This is a genomic window from Streptomyces sp. NPDC004065 (assembly GCF_044903565.1).
GTDB lineage: Bacteria > Actinomycetota > Actinomycetes > Streptomycetales > Streptomycetaceae > Streptomyces.
Window position 1 is genome coordinate 101,961 of the sequence record NZ_JBJDQT010000002.1, and the last position, 16,385, is coordinate 118,345.

Here is a 16,385-nt window from a genome sequence, read left to right on the forward strand (position 1 = left end):
GGTCCGGGACGGTCCGGGACGGTCCGGGACGGTCCGGGAGGGTGTCCGCGCGACTCGCGGGTACCCGCGTCCCATGAACCACGATCGCCAGGAACCCGAGCTGCCCCCCGCCCGGGGGCCGGTCTCCGCAGCCGTGACGGCGTATCTGCGGGGTACCGGCCCCCTTCCCCGCGCCGACGAGGCGGGCGGTGCGGAGCCCTACGGCGACGACCTCCAGCTCGCCCTGTACCTGTGCTACGAGCTGCACTACCGCGGCTTCGCGGACGTGCCCGCCGAGCGCGAGTGGGACCCCGGACTGCTGGCGGTCCGGGCGGCGCTGGAGCAGCGCTTTCTGGCCGCCCTGCGCGCCGACACCCCCGGGCACGACAGCCTCGACGCCGCACTGGCCGGACTCCTGGTCGAGCCGGTGCACGGCACGGGCGTCAGCCACCACCTGCGCGACGAGGGCGAGCTGTGGCAGCTGCGCGAGTACGCCGCCCACCGGTCGCTGTACCACCTCAAGGAGGCCGACCCGCACGCCTGGGTGCTGCCGAGGCTGTGGGGACGGGCCAAGGCGGCGATGGCGGCGGTGGAGTTCGACGAGTGGGGCGGCGGCCGGGCCGAGCGCGTCCACGCCCGCCTGTTCGCCGACCTGATGGCGGACCTGGGGCTGGACACCGCCTACGGCCGGTATCTGGACGCCGCCTCGGCCGAGGCCCTGGCCATCGTGAACATGATGTCGCTGTTCGGCCTGCACCGGGCGCTGCGCGGCGCGCTGGTGGGACACTTCGCCGCCGTGGAGATCACCTCCTCGCCCGGCTCCCGGCGGCTGGCGGAGGCGCTGCGCCGCACCGGCGCGGGGCCGGCCGCGCAGTTCTTCTACGACGAGCACGTCGAGGCGGACGCGGTGCACGAGCAGATCGTCCGGCACGAGGTGATCGGCGGGCTGCTCGACGCCGAGCCGTACCTGGCGACCGACGTGGCCTTCGGCATGGACGCGACCGGCCATCTGGAGGACCGCTTCGGCGAGCGGCTGCTCGCCGACTGGCGGGCGGGCCGCTCCTCGCTCCGGGTGCCGCTTGCCAGGGAATTGGCCCATACATCCTGAATGCGAGGGTACCCGTGGGGCCGTGAACGCACTGGTACTTCCGGGTGTCTACGCCCCTCAGGACGACACCGCGCTGCTGACCGAAGTCCTCTCCGACGAACTGGGCGAACCGGGGAAACAGGTCCTCGACGTGGGCACCGGGAGCGGTGCGCTGGCACTGGCGGCGGCCCGGCGGGGCGCCGGGGTGACCGCGGTGGACGTCTCGTGGCGGGCGGTGTGGACCGCCCGCCTCAACGCGCTGCTGCACCGCCTCCCGGTCCGCGCCCACCGCGGCAACCTCTTCGGCCCGGTGCGCGGGCGGCTGTTCGACGTCATCCTCGCCAACCCGCCCTACGTACCGGCCCCCGACGCCCGGCGCGCGCCGCGCGGCCGGGCACGGGCCTGGGACGCGGGCCACGACGGACGGCTGCTGCTGGACCGGATCTGCCGCGACGCGCCGCCGCTGCTGCGACCGGGCGGCGTGCTGCTGATCGTCCACTCGGCGCTGAGCGGCCCGGACCGCACCCTGGAGCTGCTGCGCGAGGCCGGCCTCAAGGCCGCGGTGGTGCGCCGCCGCTGGATCGCCTTCGGGCCCGTGCTGCGGGCCCGGCAGGGCTGGCTGCGTGAGCGCGGCCTGCTCACCGCCGCCGACGAGAGGGAAGAGCTGGTGGTCATCCGTGCCGAACGACCCTTCTGAGCCCAACTCCCCTGCGGACGAAGCCCGTTGCGGCTCCCGCTCCGGTCCGCCGTGCCGGGTCACCATGCAGCGGCAGGGCCCGATCCTGGTCGACGGCCCGGTCGAGGTGGAGCTGGAGGACGGCACCACGGTCTCCTCCGACCGCTTCCGCGTCGCGCTGTGCACCTGCCGCCGCAGCCGCCGCTATCCCTGGTGCGACACCAGTCACCGCAAGCGCGTCTGAACGGATCACCGGTGAGCGCGTCCGAGCGGGTCACCGAGCGGGTCACCGGTGAGCGCGTCCGAGCGGGCACGAACGAAACCGGGGACCGGCGGGCGGCCCCACTCCGCCCGTCCGGTCCCCGGTGCGAGATCGCCTGGGTCCCCGCGCCATGGGCTCGCACTCCCCAGTCACGAGCCCTGTCACGCGTTGCGCGGGAACCGCGCGACCCCGGTCTGTCAGAACGCGAAGACGCTCGACGCGGCCGCGTTCTTCACGCACTCGTTGGCGTAGGTGCGCTCGTAGGAGACCCGCTTGCCCTGCCAGACGCCCTGGGCGGTCACCACTACCGGGTTCCAGATCTTGGTGCACACCACATCGCCCGGGGTCGTGAGCGCTTCGAAGTCCCCGCCGGCCGCCCGCAGTTCGGCGCACGCGTCGGCCGCGGCCGGGTGGGTCCCGGACGCGCCCGGGGCGCAGGTCAGGGTGACGGCCCGCTCGGGCGTGGCGGCCGCCGCGTCCGTGCCGTGGCCCACGGTGAGCACCAGGGCCGACGGGGCGTAGAGCGAGGCGGGGGCGCTGGACGGGGTGGCGAGGGCGGCCCCGGTGAGGGGCCCGCAGACGGCGGTGGCCGTCAGGCCGAGAGTCGCTGCCCAGCGCGCGGTGTTCCGCATTGTGTGCTTCCTTCCGCTCGGTTCGATGAGAGATGCCGGATCCGGCTCGGTCGGTGCCGCACCGGCGTGCCGGAGTCTGCCGAGTCCCTCGCCGAAACTCACATCGGACCCACGGGTTTCAGTAACCTTGCGTGTTGAATCAGTGGCCCGAAGTCACGGAGTTCGAACGCTCCGACCCCCAATCCACGGGGTTTCACAGCTCCGGATCCGGCCGAATGGCTTGAACACACCGGTTCGTTAATCGTCCTGAAACATTCCGGCTTCGCTCTCGGCGGACTCCTTCGCGACCTCTTGTGTTCATGTTCGAGGCGAGTAATCGTCATTACATGATTACGACAGAGGAACGAGAGAGGCTGCGCGGCTGGTTCACCGGCCGGCTGCCGGACGACCTGTTCGAGGAACTGACCGAGGTGACCGTGGACCGCGAGGAGATCACCGTCGTGGGCCGCATCCCCGCGCCCGGGGTCTCGCCGGAAGCCTCGGCCGGGGAGCGGGAGGCCGCCGTCCAGGGCCGGGTGCAGGAGTTCCGCGAGCGCACCCGGCAGGCCCGGATGGCCGTCGCGCGCGAGGCCGAGGGCCGGTTCGGGCGCAAGGTGTCCTGGGGCGTGGAGTGCGCCGGAGAGCGCGCCCTGTTCACGCACGTCGCCGCACCCGTGATGACGCGGCTGCGGCAGCCGGAGCGCCAGGTCCTCGACACGCTGATCGCCGCGGGCGTCGCCCGCAGCCGCAGTGACGCCCTCGCCTGGTGCGTGCGCCTGGTGCGGCGGCACACCGACGACTGGCTGACGGAGCTGCGCGAGTCGCTGGAGCACGTCCAGCGCGTCAGGGCGCAGGGCCCCGACGCCCGGCCCGGGAGCACGCCCGGGGACGGGGACGGGGACGGGCGCGAGGACGCGGGCGGCGACGGTGGCACGCCCGGGGACGCGGGCGAGGACGGGGACGCCCGCACGGGCGCGTGAACGGCCCTGCTCAGGAGCCCAACGCACCGGGAGAGAGGAGCCGTTGTCACACCCTCCCGCTAGGTTGGCGGGCATGACTCATTTCGTACTGGTGGCAGGCGCCTGGCTCGGTGCGTGGGCATGGGACGAGGTGGCGCCCGCCCTGCGCGAGGCCGGTCACGGGGTCGACGCCTTGACGCTGTCGGGCCTCGCCGAGAAGCGTCGGACGCCCGCCGGGCAGCAGACGCACGTGCGGGACGTCGTCGGCCACGTCGAGCGCCACGACCTGCGGGACGTCGTCCTGGTCGGCCACAGCTACTCGGGCGTGCCGGTCGGCCAGGCGGCCGAGCGGATCGGCGACCGGCTGCGGCGCGTGGTGTTCGTCGACTCCAGCGTCCCCGTCGACGGGCAGTCCTTCCTGGACGCCTTCCCGAGCGACCACATCCGCGAGGCGCTGCCCGCGCACGGGGGTGACTGGCCGCCACTGCCCGCGGACGACTACGCCGGACAGGACCTGACCGACGAGCAGATCCACCGCATCGTCGGCGAGGGCACCCCCCACCCGGGCGCCACGCTCACCGAACCCGCCGTGCTCGGCCGCCCGCTGGGCGAGCTGCCGGCCACCTACGTCAAGTGCCTCCTGGACGGGCCCGAGCCGCCTCCCGCCGTGGCCGCTCTGGTGCGCGAGGGGCGCTGGGAGTTGGCGGAGATGGACACCGGCCACTGGCCGATGTTCTCGCAGCCGCGACAGCTGGCCCGTGTACTCGAGACGGCGGCCAAGGGCTGAGCCCCGGGCGCGGGACGCGGGACGCGGGCCGGCCCGCGGGTACCCGCCAGTATCGTCGGGGCCGCAGCGGCGGCCGGCGAGGAGAGGGCGGGACGGACGGATGGCGAAGCACTGGGCGGACTTCCAGTACGAGATCTATCTGCACGGGATGACGGGCGCCGTGCCCCGGCTGCCCACCGATCTCACGCGCCTGGAGGAGCTGACCGAGCAGCGCCTGGGCCCGGGCCCGGTGGGCTATGTGGCCGGCAGCGCGGGCAGCGGCAGCACCGCCCGCGCCAACCGCGCGGCCCTCGACCGGCGGCGGATCGTCCCGCGCATGCTGCGGGACGTGCACGAGCGCGACCTCTCCGTCGAGGTGCTGGGCCGCGCGCTGCCCGCCCCGCTGGCCCTCGCGCCGGTCGGCGTGCTGTCGATCATGCACCCGGAGGCGGAGTGCGCCGCCGCCCGGGCCGCCGCCGCACAGGGGGTGCCGTACACCCTGTCGTCCGCCTCCAGTACGCCGATGGAGCAGGTCGCGGAGGCGATGGGCGACGCCGAGCGCTGGTTCCAGCTGTACTGGGCCAAGGACCGCGAGGTGACCCGCAGTTTCCTGGACCGCGCCAAGGCGTCCGGGTTCGGCGTCCTGGTGGTCACGCTGGACACCCCGTTGCTGGCCTGGCGGCCGCGTGACCTCGACCAGGCGTACCTGCCGTTCCTGCACGGGGTGGGCACCGCCAACTACTTCACCGACCCGGCGTTCCGGGCGGGCCTGGCCAAGCCGGTGCACGAGGACATGAACGCGGCGGTGATGCACTTCGTGGGCATGTTCGCCGACCCCGGCAAGACCTGGCCCGACCTGGCGTTCCTGCGGGAGAACTGGGACGGCCCGATCGTCCTGAAGGGCGTGCTGCACCCGGACGACGCCCGGCTCGCCGCGGAGGCCGGGATGGACGGCGTGGTGGTGTCCAACCACGGCGGCCGGCAGGTGGCCGGCTCGGTGGGCGCCGCCGACGCCCTGCCGGGCGTGGTGCGGGCGGTCGGCGACCGGCTGACCGTCCTGTTCGACAGCGGCGTACGCACCGGCGACGACGTCTTCAAGGCCCTCGCGCTGGGCGCGCGGGCGGTGCTCCTGGGGCGGCCGTACGTCTACGGTCTCGGCCTGGACGGGCAGGCGGGCGTGGAGCACGTGATCCGCTGCCTGCTGGCCGAACTCGACCTCACCCTGGCCCTGTCGGGCCACGCCACCCCGACCACGGTCGGCCCGGACGACCTGGTGGACGCCACGGTCTGAACCGGCCGGCCGCGACCACCGGGCCGGCCCCGGCCGGGCGACGGCGTTCCGCCGCGCCGGCCCCGACCCAGTGACGGCCCCCGCCGCCCCCGCCGGACACGTCTGCACCCAGGGCCGCACCTCGGCCGTACCGGCGGACGACCGGAACCAGTACTCGCCCGGGCCGGCCGACCGGCCACGGCCCAGGCGTCTCCCCCGCCGGGCACGTCTGCACCCCGGCCGTACCGGCGGACGACCGAAACCGGTACTCGCCGGCGCCTGGCACGACCGGCCACGGCCCAGGCGTCTCCCCCGCCGGACCGGACCCGGCCCGGCGGCAGCCTCCCGCCGGGTCGACCCCGGCCGGACGGTGCCCCGCGCCGGGTCGGACCCGGCCGGACAGCGCCCCCCGCCGGACCCGGTCCGGCCAGGTGGCGGCCCCCGCCGCCCCCACCGGTCCCGGTTACGCCGAGGGCCGCCCCTCGGCCGTACCGGCGGACGGACGAGGCCGGTCGTCCCGGTGGGTCCGTCGGGCCGGCCCGGGCGGTGACGGCCGAGGGCGGTACTGGCCCCGCGGTGACGGCCGAGGGCGGTCTTGCGCCCCGGCAGCGACGGTGGAGAGGCGGTCGATGGCGTGTGGTGGCGGGTGGTCAGGTGGTGGGGCCTATGAGGCCGGCCCGGCGGGCGGCGGGCGGGTCCGTGCCGGCGATCGAGAGGGAGCCGGGGCCCCGGTCGCGTGACAGCGCGTCGTCGGTCAGCCAGCGCTGCGCGGTCGTGCCGTCGCGGACCTTGACGACGATGTCGGCGTCCTCCTGCGGCGCGGCGGCTGCCAGGGCCAGCTGCCCCTCCCAGCGGGGCAGCAACTCCCCCTGCCGGGTCAGGTCGTAGCGCACATCGGGTCCCCGCCGCGCGTCCGCGTCCGCGCAGTCGCCGAGGATGACGACACCGGCGTCCGCGTGCGAGTCCAGGCACAGGGCCGGGTCGGCGCCGCTGCGCAGCAGCCCGTCGTCCTCGAGCGACCATGCCTGGGTCCCGGCGGCCGAGCACGGCGCGAGCCGGGCGGCGGCCCCGGCCCCAACCTCCCCGCGGACGTCCAGGCAGAGTCCGGCGTCCACGTTGCGCAGCCGCACCCGCCCGGTCGCCGGGGGCCGCCCTGCGGTGCCCGGCCCCGAGGCGGGGCCGGTGGACGGCGGCACGGAGCCGGTTCCGGGAGCGGTGGCCCCGGCGCCGCCGGTCCCGGTCGCGGCGGCCGGGGCGGCGTCACCGCCCGGCGACCACAGGCTGACCCCGAGCACGGTGGCGAGCAGTCCGGCCGTGACCAGCCCGGCGCCCGTGCGCAGCGCCCGGGACGCCCCGCCGGCGCCGGCGACCCGCCGGACCACCGCGTCGAGGCCGGATCGGGCGCGGCGCCGGCCGCTTCCGGCCGGGCGTCCGCCGCCGTGCCGGCCGGAGCCCCTCCCCCGCGTGGCACGGCGGCGGACGGCCGTGCGGGATTCGACGTAGCGGCGGGCGCCCCAGCCGAGCACCGCCTCCGCCAGCAGCAGCCCCGCCCCGGCTTCGACCTGGCCGAGCTGCTCGGCGGCGTCGCGGCAGTAGCGGCAGTCGTCGAGATGGCGGCGGACGTCCGGCAGCAGGGCGCCGCCGCGCCGGATCGGGACGTCCAGCAGGCGGTTGTAGTGGCGGCAGGCGTCGGTGGGCGCGAGTTCCCGGTGAGCCCGGACGCAGCCCTCGTGGAACTTCTCCCGGGCCTGCTCCAGGGCGAGCCGGGCGGTTTCGGCGTCCAGGCCCAGCAGGGCGGCCGGGACGGCGGCGGGCTCGCCCTCCACCTCGGTGTGCCACAGCAGGCAGCGGGCGGCGCCGGGCAGATGCTCGAAGGAGTGCTCGGCGAGTCTGCGGTTCTCGGGTATCAGCGGCACGGACGCCCGCATGCCCCGGCCCCCGGCCGGTTTGCCCAGCTCCGGGAGGGCCTGGCGGACGCGCCCGTCGGCGGACCACAGCCGTACGGTGTCCCGCACGGTGACGAGCAGCCGGGGGCGCAGCGCCGCGGCCGGCCCGCCCACTGTCAGCCGGTCGAAGACCTGGTGGAAGGCGGCGGTGGTGGCCATGGCGGCCAGTGGTGAGGAGGAAGCGAGGCAGATCGCCGCGTAGTCGTGCACGGCCTGCCAGTGCCGGGCGACGAGCAGGGCGACGGAGTGGGCGACCTCGGCGTCCGTACTGCCTCTCAGGCGGGCGGCGAGCGACTCGTCGGACTCCCCGGGCGGTCCGGCGGGCGGCGGGTGTCCGGGCGGGGCGGGGTGGGGGGTGGGCACGGGGTGGATTCCTTCGGTGCGGTGCGTACCTGGTGGTGCCTCGGGTGCGGGGGTGCGGGGTGCGTCCGCCCGGTGGCGAACCGGCTCGGCGCGGCCCTTCAACTCGCCTGTCGCGCAAGGTTGTTGAGCCCGCACAATGCGCTCACCCTTCCACAGTCCGGTGACGGCCAACAAGGGCACCCGGACCACATCCGCACCCTGGTGCGCGCCCGGTGTGAACAGCGCGCACGCACGGGGGCGCCGCGCACTCCGCCGGCCCGCACGGCCGGGCGGTCCACTGGTGGTGGCCCCTCACCGGCCCGGCAGGGCCGGGGCGACGCGCGGAACGGCGGCTCTCCCGCGCGGGACGGCCGCCGGCCCTGTTCCTCCCGCCCTCGGCCGGCGGCCCCGGGGGGGCGCTCTGGCGCGTGCTCGGGGCGCGCGCAGGGCGGGGCACGCCGGGGGAACGGTCACGCCGAGGGCGGACCGGGCGTGCCGGTACGGCGGGCGGGCCGCGTGGGCCGGTACGGCGGGCCGCCCGGTTGGGCCGGGCGGGCGGGTTGCCGACGGGGTGTCAGATCTCCCAGCGGCGCAGTCGGTCGGCGGCGCCGTAGACGTCGGTCTTGCCCGACATCAGGTCACGGGCGAGGTCGACCAGCGCGCCGTAGGGCGGGTCGATGCCGACGCCGCTGACGTACATGTACGCCACCGCCGTGGCGCAGGCGAAACGGGCGTTGGCCGACGGGAGCGGCTTGAGCACGGCGAGGGTGTGCAGCAGGGCGGCGGCGCGCCAGGCCGGGTCGGAGTCGACGCCGAGGCGCGGCGGGTCGACGCGGTGGCGGGCGACGGCGGCCACCAGGGCGGAGAAGTCGTTGACGGTGGGCTGGTCCGGCAGCACTTCCTCGTGGCGCTGGAGCAGCCAGGGCACGTCGATGTGGATGACGGGGGTCATCGGTCAGGCGGCCCGCCCCTCGCCCTTGGCGGGCGATTCGTCGTCGGGGAACGCCTCCGCGAACTCGTCGGCGTGGGCCGCGAAGAACCGGCGGAAGGCCTCCGCGCCCTCCTGGAGGGCGCGGTGCCTGGCTATGTCGGCGGCCGCGGCCTCACGCACCAGTGCCTTCATCGACGTACCGCGTTCCTTGGCGATCTGCCGCAGGTCCTCGAGCTCGCGGTCGCTGAACTCCACGTTGAGAGCTGGCATGCCCTCACGGTACCGCGCGGGTACTCAGTCGTAAATAGGTGCAGGTCACAGGGGTGGGACAGGGGTACCGAGACCCGGTGGAACACCCTGTGCGTCCGCGCCGCGCGGACCCGCCGCGCAGCCCGGCACCGATCCGCGGTCCGGTACGCGGCATGCAATGGCGCGCGGTGGCGAAGTTCCACAACTTCCGCCCGCAATCGCTCAGTTCCTGTTCGTGCGTCCGGGCGGCCCGCACACCGACGGTGACGGTGGCGGTGGTAGTGGCGGTGGCGGTGGCGCTCACCACGCGTGCGGCCGTCCGGACCGGTCACGGCCGAGGCAGGTGGTCCCGGCCACGGTGACCCCGACCGCGCGGGTTCCGCCCACGGCCTCGCCCGGCTCCGGCCCGGCCGGCCGCGAACCGCCGGACCGGGGGAGATCCGGACCGTCCCGGCGGGCGGCCGCCGTCCGCGCCGGCCGCCCACGCACTAGGCTGGAGCGCAGGTGACGCACTGTTCACTGTGAGTGCGCGCGTTGGAGTGGCGATGAGGCCGGTGGATCCGTTCGACGATGCCGCCACGGCACGCGCCGTCGTCGACGCGCACGGCGTCCTCGTCGAGTGGAACGAGGGCGCGCAGCGCCTGCTGGGCTGGGCTCCCGGCGAAGTGCTGGGCAGACCCGCCGCCGACCTGGTGGCCGGCGAGGCGCGCCCCGCCCTGCCCGACGAGCCCCGCTCACAGGGCACGGTCACCCTGCGTCATCGCGACGGCCACGACGTGCGGGTGTGGGTGCTGATCCACCACTGGAAGGCCGACAGCTGGCTCCTGGTCACCCCCCTCGAGGGCGGCGGCCCGCCGGACCCCGGCGACGCGCTGTCCGCGGCCCGCCTGCTCCAGTCCCCCTGTCCCGTGGCCCTCTACGACGAGCGGCTGCGGCTGCGGAGGATGAACGGCGCCATGGCCGAGCTCCTGCGGGTGCCGGAGGAGCGGCTGCGCGGACTGCGTCTGTCCGAGATCGACGGCCGGCCGGACGGCGAGGACATCGAGCGGCACATGCGGCAGGTGTTCACCAGCGGCCTGGGACACGACATGCGGACGTATCTCCCCATGGGTGAGGGCGGCGGGGCCGGCGCCTGGCTGGCGAGCATGTCGCCGATCACCGACGCCGACGGGCAGGTGCGCGGGGTGTGCGTCGCCGCCCACGACTTCAGCGAGTACTACCGGGCGCGCGAGCGGTTGCAACTGGTCAACGAGGCGAGCGTGACCATCGGCACCACGCTGGACGTCACCCGGACGGCGGAGGAACTCGCCGACGTCTGCGTCCCGGCCCTCGCCGACTTCGTCGGCGTGAACCTGCTGGCCGGGGACGAGCAGGACGGCGACGGCGGACGGGCCGGGCCGCCCCGCGCGCCGGTGGCCCTGCGCCGCTGCGCCGTGCGCTCGGTCGTCCCGGGCGATCCCGGGATCGTGCCCGGCCCCGGACAGGTGGAGGTCTATCCCGCCTCCTCGCCCGAGGCCGTCTGCCTGACGACCGGCCGGTCGCTGCTGCTGTCCCGGCAGTTGGACGACCCGAAGAAGTGGCTCGCCTGGAACCCCCGGCTCGGCTCGCTCGCCAGTGAGCTCGGGATCCACTCGATGATGGCGGTGCCGCTGCGGGCCCGGGGCACGGCCCTCGGCGTCACGGTCTTCGTCCGGTGGCGGCAGTCGGCCCCCTTCACGGCCGACGACGTCCTGCTGGCCGAGGAGGTCACGGCCCGGGCCGCCATCTGCATCGACAACGCCCGCCGCTACTCCCACGAGCGCGAGACCGCCCTCGCCCTCCAGCGCAGCCTGCTGCCCGAGCACCTGCCGCGGACCGCCGCCGTCGACGCGGCCTGCCGCTATCTGCCGGCCACCCGGATCGGGGTGGGCGGCGACTGGTTCGACGTGATCCCGCTGTCCGGGATGCGGGTCGCCCTCGTCGTCGGGGACGTGGTCGGGCGCGGGGTGCAGGCCTCGGCCACCATGGGCCGGCTGCGCACCGCCGTGCGCACCCTCGCCGACATCGACCTCGCCCCGGACGAGCTGCTGACCCACCTCGACGACCTGGTGGTGCGGATGTCCGGCGAGGCCGGCGACACCTCCTCCGCCGCCGCGGTCGGGGCCACCTGCCTGTACGCCGTGTACGACCCGATCTCGCGCCGCTGCACCCTGGCCCGGGCCGGCCATCCAGCGCCGGTGCTCGTGCCGCCCGGCGGCCCGGCTCGCAGCGTCGAACTGCCCTCCGGCCGGGCCCTGGGCACGGGCGGACTGCCCTTCGAGTCGGCCGTGCTCGACCTGGCGGAGGGCAGCCTGATGTCCTTCCACACCGACGGACTGCTGGAGAGCCACGACGGGGACGCCGTCGCGGGGCACCGGCTGCTGTGCGAGGCCCTGACCGCCCACTCCGGCTCCCTCGACGAGATTTGCGACCGGGTGATCGAAACCCTGCTGCCGGCCGGCGGTGCGGCCGACGACGTGGCCCTGCTGGTGGCCCGCACCCGCGGGCTTCCGGACTCCCAGGTGGCGACGTGGGACATTCCCGCCGACCCCGCCCTGGTCGCCCCGGTCCGCAAGCAGGTCCTGGACCGGCTCGCCGAGTGGGGGCTGGAGGAGGTCGCGTTCATCACCGAACTGGTGGTCAGCGAGCTGGTCACCAACGCCATCCGGTACGGCCTCCCGCCCATCCGGCTGCGTCTGATCCACGACGAGGCGCAACTGATCTGCGAGGTCTCCGACGCCAGCCACACCGCCCCGCACCTGCGCCGCGCCAAGACCTGGGACGAGGGCGGGCGCGGTCTGCTGCTGGTCGCCCAGCTCACCCGGCGGTGGGGCAGCCGGCACACGAGCGAGGGCAAGACGATCTGGGCCGAGCTGAGCCTGGACCGGGACGCGGACTGACGGCGCGTCAGGACAGCTCGGCCAGCCAGGGCCTGACCCGGCGGCGCGCCTCGTGCAGCCGCGACTTGAGCGTGCCCAGCGGAATGCCGATCCGCTCGGCCGCCTCCGCGTACTCCAGCCGGCAGATGTCCCGGTACACCAGCGGCGCCACCAGGTGCGGACGCTCCGCCTCCAGCCGGTCCAGCGCCTCCAGCAGGTCGACGCGGGAGCCGGCGATGACGCTGGTGGTGCGCGGATCGGCCCACTGGACGGGCTCGACGGCCGCGGGCCGCTCCGCGGCCCGGCGCCTGAGCTCGCGGTACTTCTGGCGGCAGCAGTTGGCGACCACCGTGTGCAGCCAGGTGCCGAAGCCGCTGCGGCCCTCGAAGGTGCCGATGCGGCGCGCGAGCCGCAGCAGCACGTCCTGGGCGGCCTCCTCGGCGTCCTCCCGGCAGGGCAGGAAGCGCCCGCACCGCCGGAGCACCTCGGGCCGCACCTCGCGCAGCAGTTCCTCAAGCGCTGCGGCGTCACCGGCGGCGGCGCGGCGGGCGAGGTCGTCGGTCAGTGCGGTGTTCAGTGCCACGGGTCCCCCAGGAGCCGATCTCGGACGGGCATGATGGAGGTATGCCCTCCCTGGAGCGGATCGGTCGCTACCGCCTCGAGGGGCGCCTGGGATCGGGCGCCTTCGGCACCGTGTGGCTCGCCCACGACGACGTGCTGGAGGCCCCGGTGGCCGTGAAGGTGCTCGCCGACAACTGGTCCCACCGCCTGGACGTCCGGGAGCGGTTCCTCTCCGAGGCCCGGCTGCTGCGCAAGGCCGGCTCGCCCCTGGTGGCGCAGGTCTACGACATCGGTGAACTGCCCGACGGCAGGCCCTACTTCGTGATGGAGTACGCCGACGGCGGTACCCTCGCCGACCTGGCCGGCGACGGCCCGCTGCCGGTGCCCGAGGCGCTGCGGCTGACCGCGCTGGCCGCCCGCTGCGCCCACGCCCTGCACGAGGCGGGCATCGTGCACCGGGACGTCAAGCCCGGGAACGTGCTGCTGCGCACCGCGCCGGACGGCACCCGCCGGGTGCTGCTCGCCGACCTGGGACTCGCCAAGAGCCTGGCCGAGGCGTCGGGGCTGACCCTGGCCGCGGGTTCGGCCGGCTACCGGCCGCCCGAGCAGGCGGCGCCGGGAGCGGGCATCGACGCGCGGGCCGACGTCTACGCCCTGGGCGCGGTCGGCTACCGGCTGGTCACCGGCGTGGTCCCGGCGGCGCCGGGCAGCGTCGTACCGCCCGGCCGGCTCGTTCCCGGCGGGCTGGACCCGGGCGTCGAACGGGCGCTGATGCGGGCCCTGGAGCCGGACCGCGAGCGGCGCTGGCCCACGGCCCTGGCGTTCGCCGAGGAGCTGGAGGGGCCGGGCGGCGGGCGACCGGCCGCCGCCCGGCCGTCCGCCGCACGGCCGGCCGTCCGGTTCGCCGTCCGGTTCGCATCCCGGACCGCCGCCCGGTTCCCCGCGGGGCGCAGGCCCCTGGCCGTGGCCGCCGTGGTGGCCGCGGCCGCGGCCGGGCTCGCGGCCGGCGGTCTGGCCCTCGCCCCGGCGCTGCGGACCTCCGCGCCCCCGGACGTCCGGGTGGAGGACGCCACCGGCCGGATCGCGCTGCGGGTGCCGGGCGCCTGGGCACGAGGGCTGCGCGACTCCGGCTGGGACCCGGCCGCACTGGGGCTGCCGCCCGGGCACGAGCCGGGGCTGGCCGTCGCCGACGACCTGTCCCGCTGGCCGGACCTGGGTACGGAGGCGCGGGGCGTGTTCGCCGGCCTGAGCAAGCACGGCGACGTGACCGCCCGGGTGAACGCCCTTGTCCACTCCGGCTGCCGTTACGACGGCAGCCGGGCCGCCCCGGGCCCGTACTGGCACGGCCGGGTCCGCGTCTGGAGCGACTGCCCCGGCGGCGGCCGGCTGACGGAGGCCGGGCTGGTCCCGGACGGCCGGGCCCGGCCCCAGGTGTATGTGCAGATCCGGCAGCGGGAGGGCGCCGACGCGACCGACCGCATACTCCGCTCGCTGCGGGTCACCTGACCCCCGTACGGGTGAACACCGCGCGGCGGCCGGACGGGAACGACTCCCCGGGAGGAATCCGCGGCCCGCGGCGAACTTTCCGCCCGGTGGGTGCATCGGACACTCATGACGGCGCACCGGGCGCCGTGCGCACGCGCCGGCCGCGTGCGAGGCAACGTGAGAGGTGTGGAACATGGCGTACACATCCCCGTCCGCGAACCGGGCCGCCCTGCTGGTGGGCGCGGTCGCCGTCGTCGGTCTGCTCACCGGCTGCGGTGACGGCGCCGGCGGCGGTGCGGCGAGCGCCCCGCAGAAAGTGTCCGGCACCGCCGCCCCCGCGTCCGACACCACCGCCGTACCGCCGCCGGCCCGCAGCGGCACACCCGGCGCCGCCGCCACCGCCGCGGGCCGCACCGGCACGCACACCACCACGGGCCCGGCCACCGGCCCGGGCACCACCGCCACCACCGGCAGCGGCAGCGGCAGCGGCAGCGGCAGCGGCAGCGGCGGCAACACCGGCGGCGGCGGGGGAACACGCTGCCACACCTCCGAGCTCAGGGCGTCGGTGGGCCGCAACGACCCGGGCGCCGGACAGGAGAACTTCCCGGTGGTGCTGACCAACGTCTCCGGCCGCACCTGCACGGTGCGCGGATACCCCGGCGCCGCCTTCGTGGACGCCGCCGGCCGGCAGCTGGGCCCGGACCCGAAGCGCTCACCGGGCACCCCCGCCACCGTGACGCTGCGACCGGGCCGCAGCGCCTGGGCGGGACTGTCCTTCTCCAACCCGGAGGTGAGCGGGGCGCGCAGCGCGAAGCCGGCCGCACTGCTCGTCACGCCCCCGGACGAGCGCGACCATCTCACGGTCCGGTGGACCGCCGGGCCGGTCCCGGTCGGCGGCAACGCCTCCTCGGTGTTCCTGACCGTGTTCAGCCCCGGCACCGCGCCCTGAGCCCCGGCACCGCGCCCTGAGCCCCGGCACCGCGCCCTGAGCCCCGGCACGGTGCCCCTGGCGGGGCCGTGCCAACCGTCTGCTTCGATGGCGGTGCTCCGCCTGCGCGCGCACCGTCCGCGCACGCGGAGCGCACCTGTTTCCCGCGTCCGGAGGGCCGTACCCTGAACACCCCGCTCGCCGAGGCCCTCTCGGTCGTGCTGCTCGCCGCCGTGCTCGCGTGGGCCGTGATCCGGCCCTTCGGGCTGCCCGAGGCGGTGCCGGCCGTCCCCGCCGCCGGGGTCGCCGTGGCCACCGGGGCGATCTCCCTGGACCACGCGCGGGATGAGACGCTGCGGCTGGGCCCCGTGGTCGGGTTCCTCGCCGCGGTGCTGGTGCTCGCCCATTTCTGCGACGTGGAGGGGCTGTTCCGGGCGTGCGGGGCCTGGACGGCCCGCTGGGCGGGCGGCCGCCCGGTACGGCTGCTGACCGCGGTGTTCGCGCTGGCCTCGGCGATCACCGCGGTACTGAGCCTGGACGCGACCGTGGTGCTGCTGACGCCGGTGGTGTTCGCCACCGCCGCGCGCACCGGGGTGCGGCCCAAGCCGCATGTGTACGCCTGCACGCATCTGTCCAACACGGCGTCGCTGCTGCTGCCCGTCTCCAACCTCACCAACCTGCTGGCGTTCGCGGCGAGCGGACTGAGCTTCACCCGGTTCGCCGCGCTGATGGCGCTGCCGTGGCTGGCCGCGATCGGGGCCGAGTACCTGGTCTTCCGGCGCTTCTTCGCCCGTGACCTGGCGGCCGCGGCGCCCGCCCGGTCCACCGGCGAGCCGGCTGGGCTGCCGCTGTTCGCGCTCGTCACCGTGGCGTGCACGCTCGCGGGGTTCGTGGTCGCCTCCGCGTTCGGCGCCGACCCGGTGTGGGCGGCGCTGGCGGGGGCGCTGGTGCTCTCCGGGCGGGCGCTGCTGCGGCGCGCGGCCACCCCGGTGACCGTGGTGCGGGCGGCGGCGCCGGCCTTCCTGGCGTTCGTCCTGGCGCTCGGCGTCGTCGTGCGGGCCGTGGTCGACAACGGGCTCGCGGACGCGCTCGGGCGGGTGCTGCCCGGCGGCACCGGGCTGCCCGCGCTGCTCGGTGTGGCGGCGCTGGCCGCCGTGCTGGCCAACCTGATCAACAATCTGCCCGCGGTGCTCGTGCTGCTGCCGCTGGCCGCCCCCGCCGGGCCCGGGGCCGTGCTCGCCGTGCTGCTCGGCGTGAACATCGGCCCCAATCTGACCTACGCCGGGTCGCTGGCCACCCTGCTCTGGCGGCGTATCGTGCACCAGCACGAACACGGCGTGGACCTCGGGGAGTTCACCCGGCTCGGTCTGCTGACCGTGCCGGCCGCGCTGGTGCCCGCCGTGGTGGCACTGTGGGGGTCGCTGCGGGTGCTGTGA

Annotated in this window: 15 protein-coding genes; 10 read left to right on the top strand and 5 right to left on the bottom strand. The window is 75.9% G+C overall.

Going from position 1 to position 16,385, the window contains the following annotated elements; genetic code table 11:
• Positions 1 to 73 precede the first annotated feature (73 nt).
• Genes ACI2LW_RS04360 through ACI2LW_RS04370 form a run of 3 tightly spaced genes read left to right on the top strand, consistent with a single transcriptional unit; the run spans position 74 to position 1,986 of the window.
• Positions 74 to 1,087 (top strand): iron-containing redox enzyme family protein, encoded by a 1,014-nt coding sequence (locus tag ACI2LW_RS04360; protein ID WP_404729615.1) that lies wholly within the window; start codon positions 74 to 76, stop codon positions 1,085 to 1,087.
• A gap of 22 nt (positions 1,088 to 1,109) precedes the next feature.
• Positions 1,110 to 1,763 carry a HemK2/MTQ2 family protein methyltransferase gene (locus tag ACI2LW_RS04365; RefSeq protein ID WP_404729616.1) on the top strand — a complete coding sequence of 218 codons (654 nt, stop codon included), beginning with the start codon at positions 1,110 to 1,112 and terminating at the stop codon, positions 1,761 to 1,763.
• Entirely contained in the window at positions 1,744 to 1,986 is a 243-nt protein-coding gene (locus ACI2LW_RS04370; RefSeq protein ID WP_404729617.1) for a CDGSH iron-sulfur domain-containing protein, read from the top strand. Before ACI2LW_RS04365 ends, ACI2LW_RS04370 begins: the two co-directional genes overlap by 20 nt.
• Before the next feature lie 215 nt (positions 1,987 to 2,201).
• Here the strand turns inward: ACI2LW_RS04370 and ACI2LW_RS04375 are convergent, their stop codons facing one another.
• Positions 2,202 to 2,636, bottom strand: a complete 435-nt coding sequence (locus ACI2LW_RS04375) for a protease inhibitor (protein WP_404729618.1) — start codon at positions 2,634 to 2,636, stop codon at positions 2,202 to 2,204.
• Between the two features lie 326 nt (positions 2,637 to 2,962).
• Between ACI2LW_RS04375 and ACI2LW_RS04380 the strand changes: the two genes are divergently transcribed.
• From ACI2LW_RS04380 to ACI2LW_RS04390, 3 genes are all read left to right on the top strand, one after another.
• On the top strand, positions 2,963 to 3,595 hold the full coding sequence (locus ACI2LW_RS04380; RefSeq protein WP_404729619.1) for a hypothetical protein: 633 nt from the start codon (positions 2,963 to 2,965) through the stop codon (positions 3,593 to 3,595).
• A gap of 73 nt (positions 3,596 to 3,668) precedes the next feature.
• The gene (locus tag ACI2LW_RS04385) at positions 3,669 to 4,361 is read left to right on the top strand and encodes an alpha/beta fold hydrolase (RefSeq protein WP_404729620.1); all 693 of its coding nucleotides are present in this window, start codon (positions 3,669 to 3,671) and stop codon (positions 4,359 to 4,361) included.
• A gap of 100 nt (positions 4,362 to 4,461) precedes the next feature.
• The gene (locus ACI2LW_RS04390; RefSeq protein WP_404729621.1) at positions 4,462 to 5,631 is read left to right on the top strand and encodes a lactate 2-monooxygenase; all 1,170 of its coding nucleotides are present in this window, start codon (positions 4,462 to 4,464) and stop codon (positions 5,629 to 5,631) included.
• A gap of 629 nt (positions 5,632 to 6,260) precedes the next feature.
• Here ACI2LW_RS04390 and ACI2LW_RS04395 read toward each other — a convergent pair.
• The 3 genes from ACI2LW_RS04395 to ACI2LW_RS04405 form a co-directional block, all read right to left on the bottom strand.
• A complete protein-coding gene (locus tag ACI2LW_RS04395) occupies positions 6,261 to 7,919 on the bottom strand; it encodes an RICIN domain-containing protein (RefSeq protein ID WP_404729622.1) in 1,659 nt (552 codons plus the stop codon).
• Between the two features lie 553 nt (positions 7,920 to 8,472).
• Positions 8,473 to 8,850 (bottom strand): toxin Doc, encoded by a 378-nt coding sequence (locus ACI2LW_RS04400; protein ID WP_404729623.1) that lies wholly within the window; start codon positions 8,848 to 8,850, stop codon positions 8,473 to 8,475.
• A 3-nt stretch (positions 8,851 to 8,853) separates the two neighbouring features.
• Positions 8,854 to 9,099: a hypothetical protein gene (locus ACI2LW_RS04405; protein ID WP_404729624.1), complete on the bottom strand. Its 246-nt coding sequence runs from the start codon at positions 9,097 to 9,099 to the stop codon at positions 8,854 to 8,856.
• Between the two features lie 524 nt (positions 9,100 to 9,623).
• On the opposite strand from ACI2LW_RS04405, the gene ACI2LW_RS04410 reads away from it, so the two are divergent.
• Positions 9,624 to 11,996 carry a SpoIIE family protein phosphatase gene (locus ACI2LW_RS04410; protein WP_404729625.1) on the top strand — a complete coding sequence of 791 codons (2,373 nt, stop codon included), beginning with the start codon at positions 9,624 to 9,626 and terminating at the stop codon, positions 11,994 to 11,996.
• A 7-nt stretch (positions 11,997 to 12,003) separates the two neighbouring features.
• Here ACI2LW_RS04410 and ACI2LW_RS04415 read toward each other — a convergent pair whose 3' ends face one another.
• Complete coding sequence (locus ACI2LW_RS04415) at positions 12,004 to 12,558, bottom strand: RNA polymerase sigma factor (protein WP_404729626.1); 555 nt, start codon at positions 12,556 to 12,558, stop codon at positions 12,004 to 12,006.
• Between the two features lie 41 nt (positions 12,559 to 12,599).
• On the opposite strand from ACI2LW_RS04415, the gene ACI2LW_RS04420 reads away from it, so the two are divergent.
• From ACI2LW_RS04420 to ACI2LW_RS04430, 3 genes are all read left to right on the top strand, one after another.
• Positions 12,600 to 14,042, top strand: coding sequence for a serine/threonine-protein kinase (locus ACI2LW_RS04420; protein WP_404729627.1), 1,443 nt, complete (start codon positions 12,600 to 12,602; stop codon positions 14,040 to 14,042).
• Positions 14,043 to 14,214: 172 nt separating this feature from the next.
• Positions 14,215 to 14,970 (top strand): DUF4232 domain-containing protein, encoded by a 756-nt coding sequence (locus ACI2LW_RS04425; RefSeq protein WP_404729628.1) that lies wholly within the window; start codon positions 14,215 to 14,217, stop codon positions 14,968 to 14,970.
• A 164-nt stretch (positions 14,971 to 15,134) separates the two neighbouring features.
• Entirely contained in the window at positions 15,135 to 16,385 is a 1,251-nt protein-coding gene (locus ACI2LW_RS04430) for an SLC13 family permease (protein ID WP_404729950.1), read from the top strand.

What these genes read in the sequence shown, in the direction of transcription:
- ACI2LW_RS04385 (WP_404729620.1), top strand. Translation starts at nt 3,669, where the DNA reads ATGACTCATTTCGTACTGGTGGCAGGCGCCTGGCTCGGTGCGTGGGCA.
- ACI2LW_RS04380 (WP_404729619.1), top strand. Translation starts at nt 2,963, where the DNA reads ATGATTACGACAGAGGAACGAGAGAGGCTGCGCGGCTGGTTCACCGGC.
- ACI2LW_RS04400 (WP_404729623.1), bottom strand. Translation starts at nt 8,850, where the DNA reads ATGACCCCCGTCATCCACATCGACGTGCCCTGGCTGCTCCAGCGCCAC.
- ACI2LW_RS04405 (WP_404729624.1), bottom strand. Translation starts at nt 9,099, where the DNA reads ATGCCAGCTCTCAACGTGGAGTTCAGCGACCGCGAGCTCGAGGACCTG.
- ACI2LW_RS04420 (WP_404729627.1), top strand. Translation starts at nt 12,600, where the DNA reads ATGCCCTCCCTGGAGCGGATCGGTCGCTACCGCCTCGAGGGGCGCCTG.
- ACI2LW_RS04375 (WP_404729618.1), bottom strand. Translation starts at nt 2,636, where the DNA reads ATGCGGAACACCGCGCGCTGGGCAGCGACTCTCGGCCTGACGGCCACC.
- ACI2LW_RS04425 (WP_404729628.1), top strand. Translation starts at nt 14,215, where the DNA reads ATGGCGTACACATCCCCGTCCGCGAACCGGGCCGCCCTGCTGGTGGGC.
- ACI2LW_RS04390 (WP_404729621.1), top strand. Translation starts at nt 4,462, where the DNA reads ATGGCGAAGCACTGGGCGGACTTCCAGTACGAGATCTATCTGCACGGG.
- ACI2LW_RS04410 (WP_404729625.1), top strand. Translation starts at nt 9,624, where the DNA reads ATGAGGCCGGTGGATCCGTTCGACGATGCCGCCACGGCACGCGCCGTC.
- ACI2LW_RS04360 (WP_404729615.1), top strand. Translation starts at nt 74, where the DNA reads ATGAACCACGATCGCCAGGAACCCGAGCTGCCCCCCGCCCGGGGGCCG.